This is a genomic window from Streptomyces sp. NPDC002623 (genome assembly GCF_053592635.1).
This window is the reverse complement of sequence record NZ_JBSFWB010000010.1, coordinates 82,844-109,135: the sequence shown is the minus strand read 5'-3', so window position 1 is coordinate 109,135 and position 26,292 is coordinate 82,844. Positions and strand designations below refer to the sequence as shown.

Sequence of the window (26,292 nt, the reverse complement as noted above, 5' to 3'; positions counted from 1 at the left end):
GACGGCGGCCGGCGAGGCCCTGGGGGTGGTTCAGCGCAGGACCGCCTCCCAGGTGTCCACGGCGAAGTGGACGGTCATCCCGTTGCGTTCGTACAGCTGCGGAGCACCGGTGGTGTTGGAGGTGTCCACGCCCAACCCCACCGTGTCCCGCCCCAGGGCGGCGAACGTGGCGAAGGCGTGCCCCAGCAGCAGCCCGGCGAGGCCGCGGCCGCGGGCTTCGGGCACGACGCCGATGTTGCGGATCCACCCCATGGCCTCCCGGTTGTTGCGGGCCAGCAGGAACCCCGCGTCCCCGAGGTCGTCCGTGGTGACGATCCACACCAGCGACCAGTCCAGCTCCTCGGCGTGGATGTCGTGCAGCCACTGCCCGTACTCGCGGGGCTGGAAGTCGTAGTGCTCCGCGAAAGTGGCCTGGTGGAGCTCGTGGACGCGGACCCGGTCCGCCTCGGTGGCGCAGGGCCGCAGCCGTATCCCCGCGGGCGGCTGCGGCGCGCGGTCGGTCGTCGGGTCCACGGCGCGGCGCAGCACGTGATGGCGGCGGACCGCGGACCAGCCCCGCTCGTCCAGCAGAGCGGTGTCGAGCGTCGGCCGCACGTTCAGGTGCAGATGCACCACCGCCCGCCCGGCGCCGTTCTCCTGCGCCCGGCGCAGCGCCCTGGCCTCCATGGCCTCCAGGACGAGCTTTCCGGCCTCCTGGTGAGCGGGCAGCACATAGTGGTCGACGTCGATGCGCTCGCCCGCCGAGTCGTCCCACAGCAGCCCGTAGACCACCAGCCGGTCCCCGTCGAAGGCGAGCCACGAGTCCTGCGTGAGATCGGTCTCCGGATGCTTCAGATCCGCCTCGACGGTGTGCAGATCCGTCTCGGGACGGCCGATCTCCAGCAGGTCGATCTCGTTGAGCAGGTCGGTGACGGCGGGCGCGTCGGCGAGCGTGGCGGGACGCAAGAGGTAGGACATGAAGTCCAGGGTCCGGGCGGACGGGACCGGCCGCAACGCAATTTGACGTTGTGCGAGATGCAGCCATGAGCCCTGTATGCGCCCCCGCACGCCTGGGCAGAATCCGTTCTGCCATTGATCATGCGGGTGAGTGCCACGGTCCTCCCCACGAACTATCCGGGAAGGCAGGTTGGTTGTCGTGCAGTTGCGTCTTCCCTCCTCCATAGCCGAAGCACAGCGGTGTCTGGCCGAGGGAGCGGTACCGATAGGCGGCGCCACGCTGGTCTGGGCCGGCTGGCAGCGGGACGGCTTCCCCGAGCAGGCCGTCTCGCTGCGCAACCTGCCGGAGGCGGGCGTGGTCGGCCCCGAGGAACTCGGGGGTGCCGTGCTGCTGCACCGCGTCGACGCGACCGTGCCCGAGGTGCTGCACCGGGCGGCCTCCGGCGTGGGCACGGGCGCGGTGCGCCGGGCGGCCACGGTCGGCGGCAACATCGTCGGCAGCACCCTGCGCTGTCTGCTCCCGGCAGCGCTCGTCCTCGACGCCCGGGCGACCGTCCTGGAGCCCGAAGGCGTCTACGACACCGACCTGAGCGAGCTGTTGGCGAAGCGCCATGTGCTGCTCGCCCTGCGCTGGCGCACGCCCCTGGCCAGCGGCTACCGCAAGGTGGAGGGCGAGGCGGGCGGCCCGCCGCCCCTGGTCGTCGCCGCCGCGGTGCACGCCGAGGGCGACGGCCCAGGCAGGGTCAGGGTGGCCGTGCGCGACGGGTACGAGGTGATCAGCGAGAGCGTGCCCTACGACAGCGATGCCGAGCGGGTTCTCGACGAGCTGGCCGGCACCGACCTGGACGGCCTGCAGCCCGCCGACTGGGCGGCGGTCACCGAGCAGGTCGGGGATGTGCTGGCCCGCGCCGCCCAGGTCTGAGGGCGGCCCGTCTCACGTCTCCCGCACGGGCGCGTACACGTCGGGGTGGAGCCCGAACGTCCAGGCGACGCCCTCTCGCGCCGTCCGGGTCGCCGGCGGTACCCGCAGCCAGTACGTGCGACGGGTCCCGTCCGGCTCCGGCGTGGAGTTGAGGACCTCCACCATGACGACGGGCTCGTCGTCCGCAAGGTCGATCCGCCACAGCGTGCCCGTCTCGTCGCGGTGGACGTGACGTGCGCCGGAGTCCGCCAGATAGCGGTCGTAGCCGTAGTACTCCAGCATGACCCGGCGTAGTTCGGCGTTCTCCTCGGACCGGATCCGCTCCGGTACGAGCGTCGGCAACTCCGCGAGGAAGTCGGCCGGCACCGGCATCCCGCGCCAGGCGTGCAGGGCGAAACCGTCGGGATAGGCCAGCGCCGGGCCGTCCCCGTGGTCGAGCCGGCCCGCCTCGTCGCGGTGCAGGGCGACGGGCCGTTCGCACACCACCGCCACGCGGGCGAACGGCCACCACCAGCCGGCGGTGCGGCCGACCGCGGCCAGCCCCTCGAGCGGGCCGTGGTCGGTCGGGAACGCGGCGAGCCAGGGCGCGTCGTGCTGGCCGAGCACGGCGTCCAGCAGGATCAGCCGGATCTCCGTCTCGGCGGCGGAGCCGCTCCGCTCCCCGGCGACCAGCTCCTCCAGCACCCCGGCGCGGATCCGGTCGACGAGCGCCTGGGTGGACTCCCACAGGCCCCCGCCCGTGGCCGCCCAGTGCGCCGCCCAGCCCGCCGGGCCCAACTCCGTGTGCAGTCGCTGTCGTTCGCGGGCCCACGGCACGCTGCGCACGGCCTCCCGCACACTCGCGCCCTTGTCCGCCAGGTCCCGCACCAGCGTGACGGCCTCGTGCGGCGAACCGGCCCACACCACGAGTTCCGGCTCGGCAAGGCCGGCCTGCCGGTAGGCCCGGCGCACGCCCTCCTCGGCGGCCGCGCGGTCGGCGGGCCCGATCGCCGCGGCGCAGGCACGCCAGTCGCGCACATCGTCGGAGGAGGTGCCCTCCACCACTGCCACCACTGCCTCGGAAATCTCCGTAGTCGTCATCTGTCCGTCCTCCACCCTCTGTTCAGTCCGCCACGATCCGCACGGATCCGGGCACGTACTCCCGCTGCCGGATCACCCGGAACCAACCCTTCGGCAACGCGATCGCCGCATGCTCCTCATGAACCACCCGGCCGCCCTGCGGCAGATGCAGCAGCAGCGGACCGAACGGCCCGGGCTCCCGCACCAGATCACCCGGGCCCACCACCGCGTGCGCGTGCCCGGTCACCTCGCCCAGGGCCAGCACGAGTCGGCCCCGCGCATCCCGCCGCTCCCTCGGCGCGAGCGCCACCTGCGGCGGCACCGCCTCCTCGGCGACGGGCACGATCAACACGTCTCCCTGCCGGTACATGGCACTTCCCTCCCGCCGGGTGCGCTGCGCACCGGCCTCAGAACCCAGACCGTACGGGCCGCCACTGACAACGCCCCCGAACCCGGGGCCCCGCCGAGGGGCGTTGTCAGTGCCTGTTGGTAGAACTGCGAACACATCACGGACCGCACGCTTTTTCCTCCCAGGAGCAGCCGCATGACCATCGGTGACCACCTCGACGCGCTGTACGGGCTGCCCGCGTACACGTTCCCCGGCATCAAGCACAAGCCGCGCCCCGTCGAACCGGACGCCGTCGCCTGGCGGGTCTCCGGCGCGGCCTACGACGCCGAGGAGAAGTGGACGGACGTGTTCGCCCGCTTCTGCGCCGCCGTCGACACCACCCGGGTGAAGGCTCTGATCGTCGGGGCCTGGGAGGACGCCTACGAGGAGGACCCCTCCGAGATCATCGAGGCGCTGGTGGCGGCCCGGGAGCGGTTCCCCGCCCTGCGGGCCGTGTTCCTCGGGGACATGGTGGGGGAGGAGTGCGAGATCTCCTGGATCAACCAGACCGATGTCACCCCCCTCCTGGCCGCGTTCCCCGAGCTGGAGGAGTTCGGCGTGCGCGGTGGATCCGGGCTCGGCTTCACCGCTCTGAGCCACGGCGCGCTGCGCAGGCTCGTGGTGGAGACGGGCGGGCTGCCCGTGGCGGTGGTGCGCGGAGTCGGCGGCAGCGACCTGCCCGCGCTGGTCCGCCTCGACCTGTGGCTGGGCACCCCCGACTACGGCGGCGACAGCGAGCCGGCCGACCTGGAGCCGATCCTGTCCGGCGCCCGGCTGCCGAGCCTGCGCCATCTGGCCCTGCGCAACAGCGAGATGCAGGACGCCGTGGCCGCCGCGGTCGCCGCCGCCCCCGTCGTGGCCCGGCTGGAGACGCTGGACCTCTCCATGGGCGTCCTGACCGACGAGGGCGCGGCGGCCCTGCTCGGCGGCCAGCCGCTCAGCCACCTCACGAAGCTCGACCTGCACCACCACTACCTGAGCGAACCGCTGATGCAGCGGGTCCGGCAGACCCTGGAGCCGGCCGGCGTCGAAGTGGACCTCGACCGCGGCGACGCCGAAGAGGACGCGGACGGCGACGGCACCGTCTGGCGCTACGTGGCCGTGGGGGAGTGAGCGGCACACCCATGGGCACTGTGTCGCCGCCGGCGAGTGAGCCGGGGCCGCGGTTCGCGGTCGTCGGCAACCCCGAGAACCGTCGGGTCACCCTGTTCGAGGACGCGGTGCGCGCGGCCGGTCTGCCCGCCCCGCGGGTCGTCGCCTGGACGGACGTACTGCGCGCGGGGGGAGCCGACTTCGCCGCCGACGAGATCGTCCGGATCGACTCGCCCGGCGAGAACCCCGAGGTGGACCGGCTGCTGCGCGGCGCCCAGGACCCCACCCGGGTCGCGGGCTCGGCCCGCTGGTACGCCCGCTTCACCGCCGCCGTGCGCACGCTGCGCGGCGGCGTCCGCCTCGACGACCCCGACGAGGTCGCCGTGCTGTTCGACAAGCGGCTCTGCCACGGCGTCCTCGACGCCGCGGGCGTCCCGGTCCCCGCCTCGCCCACCTCGGGTCCGCAGGCCCCGCCGGTGCGCGGCTGGGACGACGTACGGGCGGCGATGCGCGAGCACCGGATGCCCCGGCTCTTCGTGAAGCCCCCGCACGGGTCGTCGGCGTCGGGCGTCCTCGCCGTCGAGTCGGGCGGCGGCGGCCGCGTCAGAGCCACCACCTCCGTGGAACTCGCCGCCGACGGCTGTCTGTACAACTCGCTCAAGGTCCGCCGCTACGAGAGCGAGGCCGACATCGCCGCGATCGTCGACGCGCTCGCCCCGGACGGACTGCACCTCGAACGCTGGCTGCCGAAGGCCTCCCAGGAGGGCCGGGCCGCCGATCTGCGGGTCGTCGTCGTGGCCGGCCGGGCCACCCATGCGGTCGTCCGCACCAGCCGTTCCCCCATGACCAACCTCCACCTCGGCGGCCGTCGGGGCGATCTCGACGACGTCCGGCGGTCCTTCGAGGCGGCCGGCGCGCGTTGGGCCGAGGTGCTCGGCGTGTGCGAGCGGGCCGCCGCCTGCTTCCCGCGCACCCTGTGCGTCGGCGTCGACCTGCTGCCGGCCGTCGGCTGGCGCAGCGCCGCGATCGGCGAGGTCAACGCCTTCGGCGATCTGCTGCCCCGGCTCACCGGGCTGCCGGGCAGCGGCGCGGAGGGCCTCGACACGTACGCCGCCCAGGTGGCCGCCGTCCTACGCGACTTCGCCCGGCACGGAAGCCGGCACAGAACAGGAACACCCCATGCCGGAACAGCCCGTGCGGGAACACCCCATGCCGCAGCACTCGATGCCGGAGCATCCGAGGCCGGAACACGCCATGCCTGAGCCGGACGTGTCTGAGCCGGACATGAACGAGGTGGTGGGCAGCCACGACCTGCTCCTCGTCACGCTCGACACGCTCCGGTACGACGTCGCCGTCGAGCTGGCGGCGGCCGGCCGCCTCCCCAACCTGGCCCGTCATCTCCCCGGCGGCCGCTGGGAGGAGCGGCACGCCCCCGGCAGCTTCACCTACGCCTCGCACCAGGCGATCTTCGCCGGTTTCCTGCCGACCCCGGCCGCCCCCGGACCGCACCCCCGGCTGTTCGCGGCGAGCTTCGCGGGCAGCGAGACGACCGCCCCGGGGACCTACGTCTACGACACCCCGGACCTGGTCTCCGGTCTGGCCCAGGACGGCTACCGCACGGTCTGCATCGGGGGAGTGGGCTTCTTCAACAAGCAAAGCCCACTGGGCTCGGTGCTGCCCGGACTGTTCCACGAGTCCCACTGGACACCGGAGTTCGGCGTCACCTCGGCCGACTCCTTCGAGAACCAGGTCGCCCACGCCGAACAGGTCATCGCCCGACTCCCCGCCGAACAAAGGCTGTTCCTCTTCGTCAACGTCTCCGCGCTGCACCAGCCGAACTGGTTCCATCTGCCCGGCGCGACCCGCGAGGCCGGGGACACCCGCGCCACCCACGCCGCCGCCCTGGAGTACGTGGACCGGCACATCGGGCGGCTCTTCGCCGCCGCGAGCAGCAGACGCCGCTGCTTCGCGATCGTCTGCTCCGACCACGGCACCGCCTACGGCGACGACGGCTACACCGGCCACCGCCTCGGCCACGAGTCCGTCTGGACCGTGCCGTACGCCCATTTCTTCCTCGACCCCGCCGAGGCCGCCCTGTGACCACCGCCCAGCTCACCAGCCCCTACCAGCACTACGTCTACGCCTACCCCCACAAGACGGCCTACCGCGCACTCCGGGAGCGACCCCTGCTGCGGGACCTGTGGGCGGCCGAACCCAAGGACGCGCTCTCCCTCTACCTGCACATACCGTTCTGCGAGGTCCGCTGCGGCTTCTGCAACCTCTTCACCCGCATCGGCGCCCCCGACGGCCTGACCGGCGCCTACCTGGACGCCCTGGAACGCCAGGCCACCGCCGTACGGGAAGCGCTGGGGGACACCGGCGACGTCCGGTTCGCCACGGCGGCCTTCGGCGGCGGCACCCCCACCTTCCTCACCGCCGGCGAGCTGGAACGCCTCTGCGACATCGCGGAGCACCGTATGGGCGCCGACCTGCGCGCGGTCCCGCTGTCCGTCGAGGCCTCGCCGGCCACGGCCACCGCCGACCGCCTCGCCGTACTGGCCGACCGGGGCGCCACCCGACTGAGCCTGGGCGTGCAGAGCTTCGTCGACTCCGAGGCCCGCGCCGCCGTCCGCCCGCAGCGGCGCGCCGACGTGGAGGCGGCCCTCACCCGTGTGCGCGACGCCCGCATCCCGGTCCTCAACATCGACCTGATCTACGGCATCGACGGCCAGACCGAGCAGACCTGGCGGCACTCCCTCGACGCGGCCCTCGCCTGGCGCCCAGAGGAGCTCTACCTCTACCCCCTCTACGTCCGCCCCCTCACCGGCCTGGACAGACGGCGGACGGGACCCGATCCGGCCTGGGACGAACAGCGGCTGCGTCTGTACCGCGCGGGCCGCGACCACCTCCTCGCCCGCGGCTACACCCAGCAGTCCATGCGCATGTTCCGCCGCACGGACGCCCCGCCGCAGGGCGCCGACGACTACGCCTGCCAGACCGACGGCATGATCGGCCTCGGCTGCGGCGCCCGCTCCTACACGGCCGGCCTGCACTATTCCTTCGACTACGCCGTCGACATGCACCAGATCCGGGGCATCATCGACGACTACGTCGCCCGCGACGCCGCCGACTTCGCGCACGCGCAGGTCGGCTACGCCATGGACGCCCACGAGGCACGCCGACGGCACCTCCTGCAGTCGCTGCTCCAGGCCGAGGGCCTGCGCCTCGACGACTACCGCGCCCGCTTCCCCGGCAGCGCGCCCGCCGACGACTTCGGCCCCGAACTCGAACGCGTCGCCGGCCGCGGCTGGCTGACCGACGCCGACCCGACGACGCTGCGGCTCACCCCCGAGGGCCTCGCCCACTCCGACGCCATCGGCCCCGAGCTGTTCTCCCCGGCCGTACGGGACGCCATGGCCGCCTACGAGCGGAAGTGAGCCGGCCGTCATGGACCTGACCCTCCTCTACCGCGGCCCGCTCGCCTCCTGCGACTACGACTGCCCCTACTGCCCGTTCGCCAAGCGACGCGACTCCACGGCCCAGCTCCGCGCCGACCGGGCCGCCCTGGAGCGCTTCGCGCAGTGGGCCGCTACCCAGGCCGACGACCGGCTCTCCCTCCTCTTCACCCCCTGGGGCGAGGGACTGGTCCGCTCCTGGTACCGGCGCACCCTCGCCGAGCTCTCCCACCTCCCGCACATCCGCCGGGTCGCGATCCAGACCAACCTCAGCTGCCGCACCGACTGGCTGGCCGAGGCCGACCCCGACACGCTCGCCCTGTGGTGCACCTACCACCCGGGGCAGACGCCCTACGACCGCTTCCTCGCCAAATGCCGTGACCTGACGGACCGGGGCATCCGCTTCAGCGTCGGGATCGTCGGCCTCGCCGAGCACCTCGAAGCGGCCCGTCGGCTGCGAGCCGACCTGCCCGCGCACGTCTACCTGTGGATCAACGCGGCCGAGGGACACACGTACACCGACGCCGAAGCCGACCTCTGGACCGCCCTCGACCCGCTCTTCCCGTACAGCCGTCGTCCGCACACCAGCGCCGGACTGCCCTGCCGCACCGGCGAGTCCGTGATCTCCGTCGACGGCGAGGGAACCGTCCGCCGCTGTCACTTCGTCCGCGCCGAGCTGGGCAACCTCTACGACGGCTCCTACCGCGCGGCCCTGCGCCCCCGCCCCTGCCCGCTCGCCGTCTGCGACTGTCACATCGGCTATGTCCACCTGGAGACGCTGCCGCTGTACGACGTCTTCGCGGGCGGAGTGCTGGAACGTGTACCGGCCCCCGCACACCCGCAGACCGGAGGCCCGCTGCCGGTCATACTTCCCGGATGACCGGCGGGGGGCGGAGGGCGCGATGTGGCGGTGGGTGTTCCTGGGGTGTTCGGCGGCTGCCACGCTGCTGATTCTGCGGATCCAGCTGGACCGGTGGCTCCGGGCCCGGCGCATGGGGTTCGACCCGAGCCGGTACGCCACGGAAGAGGTGTCCGAGCTGACGATGCGCGAGCACTTCACGCGGACCGAGCTGTTCCGGCAGTCGGTCGCCGTCCGTTGGGTCGGGGTTCCGCTGGCGGCCGGGAACCTGGCGCTCTTCGGGTCCTTCGCGCTGACCGGGATGAACCGGCTCACCTACCCCCTGTGGGGTCTGGCGGCCCTGCTCCTCGCTCCCGTGCGCCGGACGCTGAACCTGAAGGCGTTCTCGGTGATCGCGAACCGGCTGGTCTACGAGCCGAGGCCCCCGGCCCACCGGGACGGCGCCGCGGTGGTCGGGCGGCCGCTGAGTCGGCTCGTCCTGACCTGGTACCGGCACGAGTACACCGGACACGACCTGTTGTTCGTCCACGGCGTGAAGTACTGGACCGCCGCGGGTCATGTGTTCTGCTGGCCCTTGACCCTGCTGGTCGCCCAGGCCGTCCACGTCAGCACCTGCCAACTGCCCTGGGACGCGCTGGGGCACCGCAGCGACGACGGCGAGGGCCCGGGGCAGCGCCAGCGTTTCGCCACGGACCAGGGCGAACTGCCCGGGTGACCCGTCGACGCGAGTGATCCGTCGACGCGAATGGCCCGCCGCGCGAGGGATCGCGCGGCGGGCCACCGTCGGGTCAGGGCGTCACGGAGTCACGTCCGTGACCCTCCAACGCTGGTTGGAACCGGAGTTGGCCTGCCAGGTCGTGACGGCCGCCCCCTCGTTCGTCGCCTGACCGCCGACCTCGAGCAGGCGCCCGGTGGCCACATTGACCAGGGTCCACGTCCCGTCACCGGTCGTCGACATGATCCACTCGGTGGCCGGGTCACGCTCGCCCGTGTCCGGCTCGATCACCGGCACGTTGTCGCGGACGGCGAGACGCTTGCCCTCCGCCGGGTTGGCGAAGACGTAGTGCTGGCGGGCGCCTTTCTTGCCGTGCCGGGCGTCCAGCTGCCACTGCTGCGCGACGGTGCCGTTGGCCGACCCGATCACCAGGTTCGTGCCGTTGGCCGAGACGGTGACCGCCTTGCCGCTCTGCACGCCGGTCAGCGTGTACGAGTGCCCCTTGCTGAACAGGCCGGCGTTCTTCGCGACGCCCGAGACGCCCTTGACGGCGAAGGAGGTCACGGACTGGGCCGGGACGGTGTAGGTCGCCTTGCCGTCGACGACCTTGACCGGGGCCTGCTGCTGGAGCTTGCCGTCGGCGCTGGTCACGGTCGGGGTGACGGTCGCGTTGCCCTTGATGTTCCGGAACTTCGACAGGTCGAGGGTGACCGTGCGGGCCGCGGTGGTGGAGTTGACGTGGACGAGCGAGGCGCCCTTGCCGTCCTTCGTCACGGCGGCGGCGCTGGAGGTGTCGTCCACCTTGATCAGCTTGTCGCCGGGCTTGATGAAGTGCGTGAAGTTGCGGGCCGTGTCGAACTTGGTGTTCGTGTAGATCGGGCAGGACTGCAGGGTGTCCGTCGCGGTGCAGCTGAACGGGAGCTGGATGGAGCCCCAGTTGCCGCCCTTGGCGGACTCGCCGCCCGGCTTCATGTTGTCGTAGTCCTCGACCGGCTGCCAGAACACCCAGGCGGTGGGCTCCAGTTCACGCAGGTCGTTCACCATCTGCTGGGCCAGCCCGAGGCCCGGCCGCATGTCGGTGAAGCTCTGCCCGTCGCCCCAGTCGCCCTCGACCTCGCTCATCCACAGCGGCTTGTCGGCGGCCTTGGCGAGGTCGCGCACCGTGGTGCGCTGCCCGGTGCCGTAGGTGTGGACGTTCATCTGGTCGACGAGGTCCTTGGACTCCTGCGAGTAGGAGTTCCAGTTCGTCGCGAAGATCGACGGGTTGGTCTCGTCCATCGCCGATATCTCGGCCTTGACCTTGGCCTGCTTCAGCGCGGGCGCCAGCGCGGCGAGCACCTTCTGCTGGAGCGCGGGCCCGATGTGGGCGCCCTCCTGCCGGCCGCCGACGGGCTGCCCGTTCGCATCGAGCCGGGTGCCCCAGTAGCCGGTGTTGGGCTCGTTGAACGGGTCGATCGTGTCGACCTTGACGCCCTCGGACTTCTCCAGCCGCTTCGTCGCACCCGCCAGATAGGCGGCGAAGTCGTCGACCGAGTCGGTCTTCAGCTGGTCGGTGTTGGCGTTGAAGCCGCCGGAGACGTACCCGCTCTCCGTCATGAACCACGGCGGGGAGTTGCTGAACGTCTCCCAGTGCGTGATGTCCTTCTTGATGCGCTCGACCCACCAGCGCTGGGTGGCGTCGGCGTCCTTGTTCCAGTCCGCCGGGTCGTCCGCGCTCCACCAGTCGGTGTCCTCGCGGGTGGTGCCCTCGGGCGCGTTCCACCAGCCCTCGACGGCGCCGCCGGCCCGCAGATAGTCCGTGACGTCCGGGGCGTTGCCGCCGCCGATGTTGTAGCGGGCGATGTTCAGCGCGAGGCCGTCGTCGTCGAAGAGCAGCTTGGCGAGCTTCTCGCGGATCGCCGGCGGGTAGTCGCCGGTGGCGTTGGCGAACCAGACCAGGCTGGTGCCCCAGCCCTCGAACTTCTCCTGCTGGTACGACGGGTCCGGCGTCACGGTGACGGCGGCCTCGGCGTGCGCCTGCACGGGGACGGCGAGGAGGGCGGCCCCGGTGGCCAGTGCGGTGAGTGCGGCGGCCCCGAGGGTCCGTCTGCTGCGGGTACGGCGTGCCATCTGTGCTCCCAACTGCGGTGCGGTCGCTGTGGTGGGCCCCTCCTGCCGGGCGGGCAGGAGGGGATGGCCCCCGGCACGGAGGCATACCGTGCCGAGGAGTCGTGAGGGGGACTTCAGTTGCCGGGCTGCCGCACGACGGCGACTTCCCTCGGCCCGAGGACGAGGACGCCGTCCGCGGTCTCGGCGCCGATCAGCGCCGCTCCGTCCAGACCCGGCACCTGCACGGTGTCGTCGGTCCGGTTGACCAGGAACAGGAACCGTTCCTCGGCGCCGCGCCGGACGGTCAGCTCGACCGATCCCCGTGCCTGTGCCGGGAGTTCGCTGCGCACGCCGGCCGGCTCCAGCAGCCGCGGCAGCAGCGAGCGCAGCCCGTCGACGCCGAGCCGGGTGGAGACGTACGAGGCCGAGCCGTCGCCGGTCGGGCGGCGGGTCACGGCGGGCCGTCCGGCGTGGTCCCCGGTGCGGTAGTGCGCCAGGACCTCGGTGTCGCCGTCGGTGACGGTGATCCGGTCGGTCCACAGGCTGCCGGTGCCGGAGTCGTCCAGCTCCACGCTCTGTCCGGCGAGCAGCGGACCGAACTCCTCGATGCGGATGCCGAGCAGTTCGCGCAGGGCGCCCGGGTAGCCGCCGAGCCAGACGTGGTCGTTCTCGTCCACGATCCCGGAGAAGTACGTGGTGACGAGGTGGCCGCCCTGCTCGGCGTAGCGCGTGAGGTCCTTGGCCAGTTCGGCCGGGACGACGTGCAGCACGGGCGCGATCAGGACCTGGTGGCGGGAGAGTTCGGCCCGGGTGGTGACGAGGTCGGCGCGCACGCCCAGGGCGAGCAGCGCCGAGTACCAGTCGAGCGCCTCCTGCCGGTAGTCCAGCAGGGAGGTGGGGTGGGAGTCCTGCTCGCTGGCCCACCACGACTGCCAGTCGTAGAGGATGCCGACGGCCGCCGACTCCCGCTCCGAACCCGCCACCGGGGCCAGGGCCTCGAGCTTGGCGCCGAGGTCGGCCACCGCGCGGAAGAGGTCGCTGTCCTCGCCGGCGTGCGGGACCATCGCCGAGTGGTACTTCTCGGCGCCGGCCGCCGACTGCCGCCACTGGAAGTAGCAGACGGCGTCCGCGCCGTGCGCCACGTGCAGCAGCGCGTCCCGGGCCAGGTCGCCCGGCCGCTTCGCGACGTTGACGGGCTGCCAGTTGACGGCGCTGGTGGAGTGCTCCATCAGGAACCAGGGCCGGCCGGCGGCGATGCCGCTGGTCAGGTTGGCGGAGAACGACAGCTCGTCGCGGTCCTGCGGGCCGGGGTGGACGTAGTGGTCGTTGGAGACGAAGTCGATCTCGCCCGCCCAGTCCGGGTAGTTCATGCCCTTGGTGTTGCCCATCACCATGAAGTTGGTGGTGACCGGGACGCCGGGCGTGATCTCCTTCAGGATCTCCCGCTCGGCTATGAGGTGGTCCTTCAGCGCGTCCGAGGAGAACCGCTTGAAGTCCAGCTGCTGGGTCGGGTTGGGGTGCGAGGCGGCCAGCCGCGGCGGCAGGATCTGCTCCCAGTCGCTGTAGCGCTGCGACCAGAACGCCGTGCCCCAGGCGTGGTTGAGCGCGTCGAGCGTGCCGTAGCGGGCGCGCAGCCAGAGGCGGAAGGCGCGGGCCGCGTCGTCCGAGTAGTCGTATACGTTGTGGCAGCCCAGCTCGTTGGAGACATGCCAGGCGACCAGGGCCGGGTGGTCCTTGTAGCGGTCCGCGATCGCACGGACCAGGCGCAGGGCGTACTCGCGGAACACGGGCGAGGTGGGCCGCCAGTGCTGGCGGGCGCCCGGCCAGAGCGTCTCGCCGTTCGCCGTCACCGGCAGGATCTCCGGGTGGGCCGTGGTCAGCCACGGCGGCGGGGAGGCGGTGGCGGTGGCCAGGTCGACGCCGATCCCGCCGGCGTGCAGCAGGTCCATGACCTCGTCGAGCCAGCCGAAGTCCCAGGTGTCCGGGCCCGGCTGGATCCGGGCCCAGGAGAAGATCCCCACGGAGACGACGTTGACGCCGGCCGCCTGCATCAGCCGGACGTCCTCCTCCCACACGTCCCGGGGCCACTGCTCGGGGTTGTAGTCGGCGCCGTAGGCCAGACGCGGCGCGGCGGGGTCACCGTCCGCCCCGCGCAGCATGCGGGACTGGAGGGTGGAGATCATGGCGGTCCTTCCGAAGGTGGTGCACGGGGGCGGCGCGGCCAAGGTGCCGCGCCGCCCGGCGCTTACTGCTTCTCTCCTGCTGTTCTGCTACTGCCGTACTGCTACTTCTCGATGGTGAAGCCCTGCTCCTCGCCGTACTTGATCGAGGCGTCCTGCCAGGCCTTCAGACCGTCGGCCAGCTTGGTGCCGGAGACGTAGGCCTTGCCGACCGTGTCGTTGAAGATCGAGTTGGCGTACGGCTGGAACGGAAGGTACGACCAGTCGCTCGCCACGTTGGCCGCGGACTCGGCGAAGATCTTGTTGGCTTCCTGGCCGTCGAAGTAGTCGAACTTCTTGCTCTGGAACGCGGGCGACTCCAGCTCCGCCTTGGTGGCGGGGAAGGCGCCCTCGCCGACGCGGGTGGCGACACCGTCACCGGCGTTGGCGTACTCGGCGAAGGCGTAGGCGAGTTCCTTGTTCTTGGCCAGCGCCGGGACCGCCAGCGAGCTGCCGCCGTTCTCCGCGCTCGCCTTGTCGCCTGCGGTCCAGGCCGGCATCGCCGCCGCGCGCCACTGGCCCTTGGCGTTCGGGACGCCGGTGACGAAGTTGGCGGGCATCCAGGCGCCGGTGGCCAGGGTGGCGATGGAGCCGTCGCCCAGACCCTTGTACCAGTCGTCGGTCCAGCCGGTGACCGGGGCGAGCAGCTTCTCGTCGATCATCGTCTGCCAGACCGTCTCGAACTTCTTGGCGCCCGCGTCGTCGAAGTTGATGGCGACCTTGGTGCCGTCGACCTTGTAGGGGCGCGAACCGGCCTGCCACAGCATGGAGGTGGTGAAGCCCGCGTCACCGGTGTCGTTGGCGATGTAGACCTTCGGGTCGGCCTTGTGGAGCTTGCGGGCCGCGTCCAGGTACTCGTCCCAGGTGGTCGGGACGGCGATCTTGTACTTGTCGAAGACCGTCTTGTTGTAGAACAGCGCCATCGGGCCCGAGTCCATCGGCAGGCCGTAGACCTTGTCGCCGTCGCTGACCGCGTTCCACGGGCCGGGCGTGTACTTCGAGGCGAGCTTGTCGGCGCCGTAGGGGGCCAGGTCGGTCAGGCCCTTGGTCAGGGAGTACTGGCCGAGCGCGAAGTACTCGACCTGGGCGACGTCCGGGACGCCCTTGCCGGCCGAGATCGCGTTGGACAGCGCGGTGTAGTGCTTGTCGCCGGAGCGCTCGCTGACCAGGTTGACCTTGACCTTCGGGTACTTCTTCTGGAAGTCCGCGGCCACGGTCTTCAGGGTGGGCTCCCAGGCCCAGACCGTGATGTCGCCGCCCTTGTCCAGGGCAGCCTGGATGTCGCCGGCGGAGACGGCCTTCGTGTCGGAGTCGTCGTCCGAGCCGCCGCAGGCGGTGGCGCCCAGGGCGAGGGTGGAGACGAGGGCGATGCCGCGCAGGATGCGGCTCGTTGTTCTGCGCATGGGGCTGCTTCCACTTCTTCGTGGGCGGGACAGGTGAGGGTGGGGGTGGTGCTGGTGTTGCTCAAATGTGGGGCTTGGGGGCGCGGCCCAGGTCACTCCTTGACACTTCCGGCGGCGAGGCCGGACTGCCAGTACTTCTGGAGGAACAGGAAGGCGGCGATCAGGGGAAGGATCGTGAGCAGGGACCCCGTGATCACGAGGTTGAAGATCACGTCGCCGCCGATGGTCTGCGCCTGGGAGCTCCAGGCGCTCAGACCCAGCGTCAACGGGTACCAGTCGGGGTCCTTCAGCATGATCAGCGGGAGGAAGTAGTTGTTCCAGGTGGCGACCGTGGTGAACAGCAGCACGGTCACGATCCCGGGGGCCAGCAGCGGCAGCGCGACCTGGAAGAAGGTCCGCACCTCGCTCGCCCCGTCCATCCGGGCCGCCTCCAGCAGCTCGGTCGGGATCGCCTCGGCGGCGAACACCCACATCAGATAGAGGCCGAACGGCGACACCAGGGAGGGGATGATCACTGCCCAGGGGGTGTCGGTCAGTCCCATCTTGCTGAACATCAGGAAGGTCGGCACCGCCAGCGCCGTACCCGGCACGGCCACCGCGCCGATCACCACGGCGAAGATCGCGCGCTTGCCGGGGAACTGGAACTTCGCCAGCGCGTACCCGCCCAGCACCGCCAGCAGCGTCGCGCCGCCCGCACCGAGCACCACGTACAGCAGGGTGTTCAGCAGCCAGCGGCCGAAGATGCCGTCGTGGTAGGTGAAGGTGTCCCGGATGTTGTCCCACAGCGCGAAGTCGTGGGCGAACCACAGGCCGTTCGAGTCGGCCAGGCCCGACTGGGTCTTCGTGGCGTTGATGACCAGCCAGATCAGCGGCACCACGGTGTAGAGGACCATCAGGCCCATCAGCACCGTCAGCAGCACATTGCGCTTCGGCTTGCTCGGGCTGTGCTTCTTACGGGGGGTCCGCAGCCTCGGGGCGGTGTTCTTCGCGGGGGAGGCGGTGACAGAGGTGCTCACGGGTCACGCTCCCTTGCGCATGCCGCGCAGCTGGACGGCGTAGGCGACGATCATCGTGATGACGCCCATGATGATGGCCACCGTCGCGGAGTAGTTGTGCTGCTGACCGTTGAAGGACAGCGAGTACGTGTAGAAGTTCGGCGTGTAGTCCGTGGTGATGGCGTTCAGCGCCAGCGGACGCAGGATGCTCGGCTCGTTGAAGAGCTGGAAGCTGCCGATGATGGAGAAGATCGTCGCGATGACGATCGCGCCCCGGATCGCGGGCAGCTTGATCGAGCTGATGATCCGCCACTGACCCGCGCCGTCGATCTCCGCCGCCTCGTACAGCGAGGTCGGGATGACCCGCAGCGCCGAGTAGAAGATCAGCATGTTGTAGCCGACGAACTCCCAGGTCACGATGTTGCCGATGGAGGCGAGCACCCAGCTGGGGGAGAGCAGGTCGGGCAGGGTGACACCGAACGCGGAGTTGATGTCGCCCACCAGGCCGTACTTGGTGCCGTACATGAAGCCCCACATCAGGGTGGCGACCACGGCGGGCACGGCGTACGGCAGGAAGATCGTGATCCGGAAGAAGCTCTTGCCGTAGAGCCGGCCGCTGTCCAGTGCCAGCGCCACCAGCAGGGCGATGCCCAGCATGATCGGCACCTGGATCGCCAGGAAGAGCGCCACCCGGCCGACTGCCGACCAGAACGCGTCGTCCTGCAGGGCCCGCGTGTAGTTGTCCAGCCCGACGAACTGGTTGCCGCCGATGAGCTGGTCACGGAAGAGGCTCAGGTAGATCGAGTACATGATCGGGGCCAGGAACACCAGGGCGAACACGGCCACGAAGGGGCCGATGAAGCCCCACCCCGTCCAGGATCGGCGGTCCCGTTTCGCCGGCGGAGGTGCCGGCCGCGGCTCGGCGGCCACCGGCGGTTGCAGCGTCGTCATGTCGTTCCTCGCTCGTCCAGTCCTGGAACCGGCAGGTGTTGCGCGGAGGTTTCCGGCCGCCCCGCCGACACCATGATGTTTACGCAAACATCAGCCACGCAAGAGGCTCGGTGAACTGTTATGTTTACGTAAACATCTGATGGCGGCATGTCTACACTGCCCCGATAACGATGGTCAAGGGTCCTCTGACGATGCGTGAGGGTCCTCTGGGGAGACCGTGACACCCGAGCCGACAGAGAGGTGGGCCCACCGAGTGGACATGGCTGAAAGAACACCGGCGAGGGCGCCGGGACGCCATCGGGCCACGGCCTCCATGGCGGACGTCGCCCGGCTCGCAGGCGTGTCCTCGCAGACCGTCTCCCGCGTCTCCAACGGTTACGCGGGAGTGAACGAGGAGACCCGGCAGCAGGTGCTCGAGGCCATGAAGGAGCTCGGCTACCGGCCCAACAGCGCCGCCCGCGCCCTCAAGCGCGGGGAGTTCCGCACCATCGGCGTCATCACCTTCACGCTGTCCACCACCGGCAATGTGCGCACCCTGGAGGCCATCGCCACCTCGGCGGCCGCCGAAGGGTACGCGGTGACGCTGCTCCCGGTGGCCGTGCCCACCACCGACGAGGTGCGCGGCGCGTTCTCCCGGCTGGAGGAGCTCGCCGTCGACGCGGTGATCGTCATCATGGAGGTGCACCTGCTGGACGCGGCGACCGTCAAACTTCCGCCGCACGTCCAGGTGGTGGTGGTCGACTCCGACGCCGGCGACCACTACACCGTCGTCGACACCGACCAGGCCGGCGGCACCCGCACCGCCGTCCAGCATCTTCTCGACCTCGGCCACCGGACCGTCTGGCACCTGGGCGGCCCCGCGGACTCGTTCGCCGCGCAGCGCCGCGCGGACGCCTGGCACGCCGCCCTCGCCGAGGCGGGCCGCACCCCGCCGCCCCTGGTCCGGGGCGACTGGTCGGCGGAGTCCGGCTACCGGGCGGGCCTGGAGCTCGCGGCCCGGGAGGAGTGCACGGCGGTCTTCGCGGCCAACGACCAGATGGCCCTGGGCCTGCTGCGCGCCCTGCACGAACGGGGCCGCCGGGTGCCGCAGGACGTCAGCGTCATCGGCTTCGACGACATCCCCGAGGCGGGTTCCTTCCTGCCCCCGCTCACCACCCTGCACCAGGACTTCGCCGAGGTCGGCCGCCTCTGCGTCCAGGCCGTGCTCCGCAAGATGCGCCCGGACGGCTCGGAACGGGGAACGACGCTGGTGCCCACCCGGCTGGTACTTCGGGACAGCACGGCGCCGCCGGGCGCCGGGCAGGGGGAGGGGCAGGAGCCGTAGCGGCGGCCGGGGTCGGGGTGTCCCGGCGTCGCCGGCGGGGGTGGTGCTCGCGCATGGTCGACGCGGCCGCGGCTGCGGCTGCGGCCGCGTTCGGCGTGCGGGTCGGGCTCGGGCGCCATGGGGTGCTCGCGCACGGCGCGGGTTCGCCGTGCGCGAGGGCCGCGGGGAAGGCGAGGGGCGCGGCCGGCGTGGTGTTGTTCGCCGCGGTGGGCAGCCGGGGTGTTGTTCGCCGCGGTGGGCAGTCGGGGCCGCAGGCGGGTGCCGGTCCCGGTTACTTCGGGTGTTCGCCGATGGCGCGGGCCGCTGTCCGCCAGGCCGTGGTGACCGCGCGCTGGGCGGCTGTCGTGCCGCTCTCCGTCTCCTCGGGGAGGCGCAGGGGTGCGCCGAGGTGGACGTGGCAGTGGGGGCGGCGGATCGGGGCCGTCAGGGTGCCTGCCAGTTGTTTCGCCGTAGAGCCCGAGGCGATCCGGCGGGCGCCCGCGTGGCCCACCGGCACGACCAGCGCACCCGTCGTCTGCGCCAGCCGGGCGAGGCCGGTGCGGAACGGCTCGGGCGGAGTCGCCGCAGCGTCCCGGCGGCGCGGCAGCCCGCCCTCGCCGTAGAGAAGGACGTGCCGCCCGCCCGCCAGCGCCTCGGCGGCGGCGTCGAGCGCCAGCGCCGCGTGCGCCGTCCGGCGCCGGACCGGGATGTGGCCCTCGCGGGTCAGCGCCCTGCCGAGCAGCGGTATGCGCCAGAGCCCCGCCGTCGCCATGACCACCGGCTCCAGCTCGTACTGCCGCAGCGCGGTCATGACGACGGCGGGATCGGCCATGGAGTCGTGGTTGGCCACGAAGATGGTCCCCGCGGGCAGACGCAGCTTGATCTCACTGGTGACGGTGAGCCGCCCGAAGAACGGCGTCAGGGCGATGACGGCACGGCTGAACACGAGGGAGCCTCTCCGCTGAAAGGTGATCGGAGCCCCAGTCTGGTGGTGCGGCGATGCCCGCGCCTGAGTACGGCTACTCAGATCCCGGCCCCGGGTCGACGCATCGCACGGAAAACCGGCCCCGTACTCGCGGACCGCCGCTCCCACAAGGGAGGATGGGACCCGCAGGTCAATGATCACAGACGTGGAGGAGCGGGCACATGCAGCACGAGCGAGCGGGTCAGGCGGCCGGCCCCGAGGATCTCGTCGACGTCGCCCGGTTGGTCACCGCGTACTACGCGTTGCACCCCGACCCGGCCGACCCGGTGCAGCGCGTGGCGTTCGGCACCTCCGGGCACCGGGGGTCCTCGCTCAACACGGCGTTCAACGAGGACCACATCGCCGCGACCAGCCAGGCGATCTGCGAGTACCGCGCGGCCCAGGGCACCGACGGCCCCCTCTTCCTCGGCGCCGACAGCCATGCCCTGTCCGAGCCGGCCCGGGTCACCGCCCTGGAGGTCTTCGCGGCCAACGGCGTGACCGTGCTCATCGACGACGCCGACGGCTACACGCCCACCCCCGCCGTCTCGCACGCGATCCTCACCCACAACGCGGGCCGCAGCGCCGCCCTCGCCGACGGCGTGGTCGTCACCCCGTCGCACAACCCGCCCGCCGACGGCGGGTTCAAGTACAACCCGCCGAGCGGCGGCCCCGCCGGCTCCGACGCCACCTCCTGGATCCAGGACCGGGCCAACGAGATCATCTCGGCCGGTCTGAAGGACGTCCGGCGCATCCCCTACGCCCAGGCGCTCGCCGCGCCCACGACCGCCCGCTACGACTTCCTCGGCACATATGTCGCCGACCTGCCGAACGTCCTCGACCTGGACGCGATCCGCGCGGCCGGCATCCGGATCGGCGCCGATCCGCTCGGCGGGGCCTCCGTCGCCTACTGGGGCCGGATCGCCGAACAGCACCGGCTCGACCTGACGGTCGTCAACCCGCTCACCGACCCCACCTGGCGGTTCATGACGCTCGACTGGGACGGCAAGATCCGCATGGACTGCTCGTCGCCGTACGCGATGGCCTCCCTGATCGACCAGCGGGACCGCTTCCGGATCGCCACGGGCAACGACGCCGACGCCGACCGGCACGGCATCGTCACACCGGACGCGGGCCTGATGAACCCCAACCACTACCTGGCCGCCGCCATCGCCTACCTCTACGCCCACCGCGAGCAGTGGCCCGCCGCCGCGGGCATCGGCAAGACGCTGGTGTCCTCCTCGATGATCGACCGGGTCGCCGCCGACCTGGGCCGCCGACTGGTCGAGGTGCCCGTCGGCTTCAAGTGGTTCGTGGACGGGCTGGTCGACGGATCGCTGGGCTTCGGCGGCGAGGAGTCGGCCGGCGCGTCCTTCCTGCGCCGCGACGGCTCCGTCTGGACCACGGACAAGGACGGCATCATCCTGGCGCTGCTGGCCTCCGAGATCACGGCGGTCACCGGAAAGACGCCGTCCGAGCACTACGCCGGCCTGACGGAACGCTTCGGCTCGCCCGCCTACGCCCGTATCGACGCCGCGGCCACCCGGGAGGAGAAGGCGCTGCTCGGCAAGCTCTCGCCCGCGCAGGTCACCGCCGACACCCTGGCCGGGGAGGCGGTGACCGGCGTGCTCACCGAGGCCCCGGGCAACGGCGCGTCCATCGGCGGCATCAAGGTCACCACCGCCAACGCCTGGTTCGCGGCCCGCCCGTCGGGCACCGAGGACGTCTACAAGATCTACGCCGAGTCGTTCCTCGGCCCCGATCACCTCCGCCGCGTCCAGGAGGAGGCCAAGGACGTGGTGGACGCGGCGCTGGCCGGCTGAGCCCGGGAGCGGCGCAACTCGCCTTCACCCACGATGTGACGCGCGCCACATCTTTGCCGCGGAACTCGGTCCTCGGCCGGTCCGACTACTGAATCGGTACGGCGCGGTCCCGACGACGTCGTACGACGTGGTCTGGAGACGCGGTTGATGGACGAGTCCCGGCAATCCTTCCTGCTCGGTGCGGGCGCGGCCTTACGCAGAGCCGCGCCCCCGCCCGCCCTCTGCGGCTTCCTCCTGTTGCTGGCCCTGGTCTTCGCGGTGTCGTACGCGGCCGGTGCGGCCGCCGGCCCCGTCGCACCCGGAATGCACGGCACCGAAACCGGCACGGGCGGCGGCGACGACGGCGGGGGAGTCGGCGACTCGGGCGGCACCGGTGACACCGGCGACATGGGTGACATGGGCGGCATGGAGGACATGCACGGGGGTGGCGGCTGATGGGGGCCGACCCGGTGGGCACCATGCTCATCACCGATCTGACCGTGGGCGGCATGACCTGCGGGGCCTGCGTGACCCGGGTCGAGAAGAAGCTCGGCAGGCTGGACGGCGTCACGGCGACCGTCAATCTCGCCACCGGGTCGGCCCGGGTGAGCCATCCCGCGGACATCAGCCGGGACGAACTCGTCGCGACCGTCGAGAAGGCCGGCTACACGGCCGCCCTGCCCCGGCCGCCCGAGAAGCGGGAGCCCGCGGACGATGACGACGGCGGCGGCGAGTCCGAGGTCGCCCGGCAGCAGCGGCACCGACTGGTCGTCACCGCCCTGCTCGCGGTCCCCGTGCTCGTCCTGTCGATGGCGCCCGTCCTTCAGTTCCGCAACTGGCAGTGGCTGTGCTTCGTGCTCGCCGCGCCCGTCGCCGTATGGGGCGCCTGGCCCTTTCACCAGCGCGCGGTACGAGGCCTGCGGCACTCCGCCGCGACCATGGACACACTGGTCTCGCTGGGCGTGACGGCGTCCTTCTGCTGGTCGGCGTACGCGCTGTTCCTCGGGGGCGCCGGCGATCCCGGCATGCGCATGCCGTTCACGCTGGTGCCGACCGCCTCGGACGGCGTCGCGCACGTCTATCTCGAAGCGGCCGTCGGCGTACCGCTGTTCGTGCTGGCCGGGCGGTTCCTGGAGGCGCGGGCCCGGCACGGGACCGGGGCGGCGCTGCGCTCGCTGGCCCGGCTCGCGACCAAGGAGGTGTCCGTCCGTGCGGACGGCGACGGCTCCGAACGACTCGTTCCCATCGAGGAGCTGGGGGTGGGACAGGTCTTCGTCGTCCGGCCGGGGGAGCGGGTCGCCACCGACGGCGAGGTGGTGGAGGGCAGTTCCGCCGTCGACCTCTCCCTGGTCACCGGCGAGAGCGAGCCCGTCGAGGTGGGACCGGGCTCCGCGGTGGTCGGCGGGGCCGTCAACGCCGGCGGGCTGCTGCTGGTACGGGCCACGGCCGTCGGCGCCGACACCCAACTCGCCCGGATCGCCCGGCTGGTGACCGAGGCGCAGGCCGGCAAGGCGCGGGCGCAGCGGCTGGCCGACTCGGTGGCCGGTGTCTTCGTGCCCGTGGTGCTGGCGCTGGCCGTCACCGCGCTCGGGTTCTGGCTGGGCGCCGGGGCCGCTCCGCAGGCGGCCGTCACCGCGAGCGTGGCCGTCCTGGTCGTGGCCTGCCCCTGTGCGCTGGGCCTCGCGACGCCGACCGCGCTGATGGCCGCGACCGGCCGGGGCGCCCAGTTGGGCGTCCTGGTCACCGGGCCGCAGGCGCTCGAGGGGCTGCGACAGCTGGACGTCGTCGTCCTGGACAAGACCGGCACGCTCACCTCCGGGCATATGAGCGTCGCCCGGGTCACCGCCGTGCCGGACGGGCTCGGCCGCGACGAGGCGCTGCGGCTGGCGGGGGCCGTCGAGCAGGGTTCGGAGCATCCGCTGGGCCGGGCCGTCTGCGCCTACGCCCGGCGGGAGTCGGGCGAACAGCGGCTGCCGGAGGTGAGCGGGTTCAGCGCCCTGCCCGGGCGGGGAGTGCGCGGCCGGGCCGCGGGGCGGCTGGTCGAAGTCCTCGCGCCGGACGACGAGTTGCCCGCCGTCCTCGAGGATGCGCTGGCGCAGGCCGAAGCCGCCGCCCGCACGCCCGTGCTGGTCCGGGTGGACGGCCACGCCGAGGCCCTGATCGAGATCGGGGACGTCGTACGGCCCGGGAGCTACCGGGCGGTGGACCGGCTGCGGCGGCTCGGGGTCCGCCCGGTGCTCGCCACCGGCGACCGGGAGGCGTCCGCCCGGGCCATCGCCGACGCGCTCGGTATCGACGAGGTGCACGCCCGCCGCACCCCCGAGGACAAGGCCGGCCTCGTACGGGAGCTGCAGGAACAGGGGTACCGGGTCGCGGTCGTCGGCGACGGCGTGAACGACGCCGCCGCGCTGGCCGTCGCCGACCTGGGGATCGCCATGGGCAGCGGCACGGACGTGGCCATCGGGGCCGCCGACGTCACCCTCGTCCGCGGCGACATCGAGGCCCTCGCGGACGCGGTACGGCTCGCCCGGCGCACGCTGGGCACCATCCGGGTCAACCTGGTGTGGGCCTTCGGCTACAACGTCCTCACCGTCCCGCCGGCCATGGTCGGTCTGCTCAATCCGATGCTCGCCGCGGCGGCCATGTCGGCGAGCTCGGTGCTCGTCGTCGCCAACAGTCTGCGGCTGCGCGCCTGGCAGCCCACGCCCAGGCTCTCGCCCGTCAGGAAGGCCGCCGGATGACCGAACAGGAGCTTCGGCGGCCCGCCCGTCGCCGACTCGCCGACACACTGCTCACCGCGCTCGCGCCCGTCGCCGCGTGCGGTCTCGCACTCGGCGGCCTGAGCACCTGGACCGCCTACGGCAACGCAGGCAGTCCGGCGCGTATCGAGGTCACCGAGGGCAAGGTGTTCCTGCCCTCCGCCGGAGTCGCGGAGACGGCCGCCTTCTTCCGGGTCACCAACAGCGGGGGCGCGGCGGACCGGCTGCTGAAGGTGACCTCCGCAGAGGCCGGGACGGGCGGGTCCCGCCTCAGCAGGCACCGGATGGCCGGCGCCGGCTCGGCCACTGCGCAGACGGTCGGCTCCGTCGCCGTCGCGGCCGGCGAGAGCCTCGCCATGTCCCCGAACGGCGTGGACGTCGTCGTCCCGGCGAAGTCGGGCTGGGAATCGGGCGATCTCGTGTCGTTCACCCTGCACTTCGAACGCAGCGGCACCGTCAGGACACTCGCGGTGGTCGTCCGCCCGGGCCAGGACAGCACAGGAAATTGAGCGGCGGTGACAAGGGGGTAGGAATTAAGCGGGGGCAGGAATTCAACCAGTGAAATACCTGTGCTTTTCGGCCGGCAGTTCCGCACTGTCGGCTCCCAGGGCTGCCCCGATATCCGGGAATGCGAAATACGCCGAGGTGCGGTCGTAGAAATTGGTCATTCCCAAGCTCGAATCGGGCTGCTACGGTGGCGGAAAATGATCTGCCTTTCGGAATTCCCTTCCCTGGAATTCCGGATTCTGTGATTCCTGAGGGGGTGATGGATGATGTCCCTGTTTGTTCTGGCGTTGGGGCAGCTCGTCATCTCGCTCGACTACAACATCGTGTACGTCGCGCTGCCGGACATCGGCGCGGGCCTCGGATTCTCCGACCACGACCTGCAATGGGTGGTCAGCGCCTACGTCGTGACCAGCGGAGGCTTCCTGCTGCTGGGCGGCCGGGCGGCCGACCTGCTGGGCCGGCGCCGGATGTTCGTGCTGGCGGCGCTGCTGTACGCGGGCTCGTCCCTCGTGGGCGGGCTGTCGGAGTCGTCGGGCGTACTGGTCGCCGTCAGGGCGGTCCAGGGACTCGGCGGCGCCCTGCTCTTCCCGGCGACGCTGTCCCTGATCAACACCCTGTACGAGGAGGGGCCCGCGCGGAACCGGGCCCTGGCGGTGTGGGGGGCCGCGGGGGCCGGCGGGCTCTGCTTCGGATCCCTGCTGGGCGGGGTCGTCGTGGAGGCGTTCGGCTGGCCGTCGGTGTTCTTCGTCAACGTGCCCCTCGCCGGAGCCCTCGCGGTGGCCGGGCGGCTGCTCTTCCCCGCGGACGGGCCCTGGGACCGCTCGCGGCGGTTCGACGCGGCGGGCGCGCTGACCGCGACGGGCGGGGTCACACTCCTGGTGTTCCTGCTGGTGCAGGCCCCGGCGGAGGGCTGGGACACACCCGTGGCCCTGGCGAGCGCCGCGCTCTCCGGCTGCCTGCTGACCCTCTTCGCCGTCGTGGAACGGCGATCTCGGGAACCGCTCGTACCGGCACGGCTGTTCGCCCGCCCCGGCCTCTCGGTCGCCATGGGGGTGACCGCCCTGTTCAGCGCCACGTTCAGCTCGGTGCCGTACTTCCTGACCCTCTACTTCCAGACGGTCCACGGCTACAGCCCGGTGGCGACCGGGCTGGCGTTCCTCGTGCCCGCGGTGGTGGTCGCCGTCGGCACCCAGGCCGGTGAACGCGCCGTGTCCGCCTTCGGAGTGCGCCGCATGCTGGTCGGCGGCTTCGCGCTGGGCGCGGTCGGCGCCGCGGCACTCGGCCTCGGGCTCACCTCGGACGGCTCGTATCCAGGACTCCTGCCGGGGATCGTGCTGCTCGGGCTCGGCCAGGGCGCCGCGTGGACGGGGATGTGGATCGCCGCGTCCGCCGGGGTGGCCGCCGATGACCAGGGCGTCGCCTCCGGGCTGGCGTCGACCACCCTGCAGGTGGGCGGCGCGGTGGGCCTCGCCGCACTGGTCGCGGTCGCCGGCGGCGTCGGACAGAGCGCCTCGGGGCCCGGACTCCTGGAGGGCATCCGCACCGCCGTCTTCACGACGGCGGCCGCGCTCGCCCTCGGCGCACTCGTCCTGCCGGCCCTCGGCCGCGGCGCTCCGACCGCCGGACCGGGTGAGGCCATCGGCGGTGCGGACGCCACCCGGACCGCCGGGAGCACGAGTCCCTAGGCACCTCCGACCTCCCCTTCCGACGCCCGCCGCCCGCCTCGCCCTGCTCGTCCTTGTCTCGCCCTGCCCCCCGCCCGTCTAGCCCGACGCCCGCCTCGCCTTGCCTGCCCCCCCGCCTCGCCCTGCCCCCGCCCGTCTAGCCCTGCCTGTCCCCGCCTCGCCCTGTCCGCCGCCCGCCTCGCCTTGCCTG

At 72.1% G+C, this 26,292-nt stretch carries 22 protein-coding genes; 13 read left to right on the top strand and 9 right to left on the bottom strand.

What is annotated here, in order from left to right:
* Positions 1-30: 30 nt before the first annotated feature.
* Positions 31-957 (bottom strand): GNAT family N-acetyltransferase, encoded by a 927-nt coding sequence (locus tag ACWD4O_RS20115; protein WP_451281471.1) that lies wholly within the window; start codon positions 955-957, stop codon positions 31-33.
* A 178-nt stretch (positions 958-1,135) separates the two neighbouring features.
* Between ACWD4O_RS20115 and ACWD4O_RS20110 the strand changes: the two genes are divergently transcribed.
* Complete coding sequence (locus ACWD4O_RS20110; RefSeq protein ID WP_451281469.1) at positions 1,136-1,858, top strand: FAD binding domain-containing protein; 723 nt, start codon at positions 1,136-1,138, stop codon at positions 1,856-1,858.
* A 12-nt stretch (positions 1,859-1,870) separates the two neighbouring features.
* Here the strand turns inward: ACWD4O_RS20110 and ACWD4O_RS20105 are convergent, their stop codons facing one another.
* Both ACWD4O_RS20105 and ACWD4O_RS20100 read right to left on the bottom strand, forming a co-directional pair.
* Complete coding sequence (locus ACWD4O_RS20105; RefSeq protein WP_451281467.1) at positions 1,871-2,938, bottom strand: DUF6745 domain-containing protein; 1,068 nt, start codon at positions 2,936-2,938, stop codon at positions 1,871-1,873.
* 22 nt (positions 2,939-2,960) lie between these two features.
* Positions 2,961-3,287, bottom strand: a complete 327-nt coding sequence (locus ACWD4O_RS20100) for a hypothetical protein (protein WP_451281465.1) — start codon at positions 3,285-3,287, stop codon at positions 2,961-2,963.
* A 174-nt stretch (positions 3,288-3,461) separates the two neighbouring features.
* On the opposite strand from ACWD4O_RS20100, the gene ACWD4O_RS20095 reads away from it, so the two are divergent.
* From ACWD4O_RS20095 to ACWD4O_RS20070, 6 genes are read left to right on the top strand one after another with little or no spacing between them, the layout of a single operon-like run.
* Positions 3,462-4,418, top strand: a complete 957-nt coding sequence (locus ACWD4O_RS20095; protein ID WP_451281463.1) for an STM4015 family protein — start codon at positions 3,462-3,464, stop codon at positions 4,416-4,418.
* Between the two features lie 11 nt (positions 4,419-4,429).
* Positions 4,430-5,659: an STM4014 family protein gene (locus tag ACWD4O_RS20090; protein ID WP_451281461.1), complete on the top strand. Its 1,230-nt coding sequence runs from the start codon at positions 4,430-4,432 to the stop codon at positions 5,657-5,659.
* A gap of 22 nt (positions 5,660-5,681) precedes the next feature.
* The gene (locus ACWD4O_RS20085) at positions 5,682-6,497 is read left to right on the top strand and encodes an STM4013/SEN3800 family hydrolase (protein ID WP_451281718.1); all 816 of its coding nucleotides are present in this window, start codon (positions 5,682-5,684) and stop codon (positions 6,495-6,497) included.
* On the top strand, positions 6,494-7,834 hold the full coding sequence (locus tag ACWD4O_RS20080) for an STM4012 family radical SAM protein (protein ID WP_451281459.1): 1,341 nt from the start codon (positions 6,494-6,496) through the stop codon (positions 7,832-7,834). The genes ACWD4O_RS20085 and ACWD4O_RS20080 overlap by 4 nt, the downstream gene beginning before the upstream one ends.
* 10 nt (positions 7,835-7,844) lie before the next feature.
* Positions 7,845-8,732, top strand: a complete 888-nt coding sequence (locus ACWD4O_RS20075; protein WP_451281458.1) for an STM4011 family radical SAM protein — start codon at positions 7,845-7,847, stop codon at positions 8,730-8,732.
* Positions 8,733-8,754: 22 nt separating this feature from the next.
* Positions 8,755-9,426 carry a hypothetical protein gene (locus tag ACWD4O_RS20070; RefSeq protein ID WP_451281456.1) on the top strand — a complete coding sequence of 224 codons (672 nt, stop codon included), beginning with the start codon at positions 8,755-8,757 and terminating at the stop codon, positions 9,424-9,426.
* Between the two features lie 81 nt (positions 9,427-9,507).
* Here ACWD4O_RS20070 and ACWD4O_RS20065 read toward each other — a convergent pair whose 3' ends face one another.
* The 5 genes from ACWD4O_RS20065 to ACWD4O_RS20045 all read right to left on the bottom strand — a co-directional run bounded on the left by ACWD4O_RS20065 (position 9,508) and on the right by ACWD4O_RS20045 (position 17,082).
* Positions 9,508-11,535, bottom strand: a complete 2,028-nt coding sequence (locus ACWD4O_RS20065; RefSeq protein ID WP_451281454.1) for a glycoside hydrolase — start codon at positions 11,533-11,535, stop codon at positions 9,508-9,510.
* A 113-nt stretch (positions 11,536-11,648) separates the two neighbouring features.
* Positions 11,649-13,697: a beta-galactosidase gene (locus ACWD4O_RS20060; protein WP_451281452.1), complete on the bottom strand. Its 2,049-nt coding sequence runs from the start codon at positions 13,695-13,697 to the stop codon at positions 11,649-11,651.
* A gap of 101 nt (positions 13,698-13,798) precedes the next feature.
* Positions 13,799-15,136 carry an ABC transporter substrate-binding protein gene (locus ACWD4O_RS20055; protein WP_451281451.1) on the bottom strand — a complete coding sequence of 446 codons (1,338 nt, stop codon included), beginning with the start codon at positions 15,134-15,136 and terminating at the stop codon, positions 13,799-13,801.
* A 92-nt stretch (positions 15,137-15,228) separates the two neighbouring features.
* Complete coding sequence (locus ACWD4O_RS20050; protein WP_451281450.1) at positions 15,229-16,152, bottom strand: carbohydrate ABC transporter permease; 924 nt, start codon at positions 16,150-16,152, stop codon at positions 15,229-15,231.
* Between the two features lie 3 nt (positions 16,153-16,155).
* Entirely contained in the window at positions 16,156-17,082 is a 927-nt protein-coding gene (locus ACWD4O_RS20045; RefSeq protein WP_451281448.1) for a carbohydrate ABC transporter permease, read from the bottom strand.
* Between the two features lie 259 nt (positions 17,083-17,341).
* Here ACWD4O_RS20045 and ACWD4O_RS20040 point away from each other — a divergent pair, with 259 nt between their 5' ends.
* Positions 17,342-18,406, top strand: coding sequence for a LacI family DNA-binding transcriptional regulator (locus ACWD4O_RS20040; RefSeq protein ID WP_451281447.1), 1,065 nt, complete (start codon positions 17,342-17,344; stop codon positions 18,404-18,406).
* 271 nt (positions 18,407-18,677) lie between these two features.
* Here the strand turns inward: ACWD4O_RS20040 and ACWD4O_RS20035 are convergent, their stop codons facing one another.
* The gene (locus ACWD4O_RS20035) at positions 18,678-19,331 is read right to left on the bottom strand and encodes a lysophospholipid acyltransferase family protein (protein ID WP_451281446.1); all 654 of its coding nucleotides are present in this window, start codon (positions 19,329-19,331) and stop codon (positions 18,678-18,680) included.
* A gap of 200 nt (positions 19,332-19,531) precedes the next feature.
* Between ACWD4O_RS20035 and pgm the strand changes: the two genes are divergently transcribed.
* From pgm to ACWD4O_RS20010, 5 genes are all read left to right on the top strand, one after another.
* Positions 19,532-21,172: a phosphoglucomutase (alpha-D-glucose-1,6-bisphosphate-dependent) gene (gene pgm, locus ACWD4O_RS20030; protein ID WP_451281445.1), complete on the top strand. Its 1,641-nt coding sequence runs from the start codon at positions 19,532-19,534 to the stop codon at positions 21,170-21,172.
* A gap of 147 nt (positions 21,173-21,319) precedes the next feature.
* Positions 21,320-21,607, top strand: a complete 288-nt coding sequence (locus ACWD4O_RS20025) for a hypothetical protein (protein WP_451281444.1) — start codon at positions 21,320-21,322, stop codon at positions 21,605-21,607.
* Positions 21,607-23,892 carry a heavy metal translocating P-type ATPase gene (locus tag ACWD4O_RS20020; protein WP_451281442.1) on the top strand — a complete coding sequence of 762 codons (2,286 nt, stop codon included), beginning with the start codon at positions 21,607-21,609 and terminating at the stop codon, positions 23,890-23,892. Before ACWD4O_RS20025 ends, ACWD4O_RS20020 begins: the two co-directional genes overlap by 1 nt.
* Positions 23,889-24,419, top strand: coding sequence for a copper chaperone PCu(A)C (locus tag ACWD4O_RS20015; RefSeq protein WP_451281440.1), 531 nt, complete (start codon positions 23,889-23,891; stop codon positions 24,417-24,419). The genes ACWD4O_RS20020 and ACWD4O_RS20015 overlap by 4 nt, the downstream gene beginning before the upstream one ends.
* A gap of 264 nt (positions 24,420-24,683) precedes the next feature.
* Positions 24,684-26,102 (top strand): MFS transporter, encoded by a 1,419-nt coding sequence (locus ACWD4O_RS20010; RefSeq protein WP_451281716.1) that lies wholly within the window; start codon positions 24,684-24,686, stop codon positions 26,100-26,102.
* Positions 26,103-26,292: the final 190 nt, after the last annotated feature.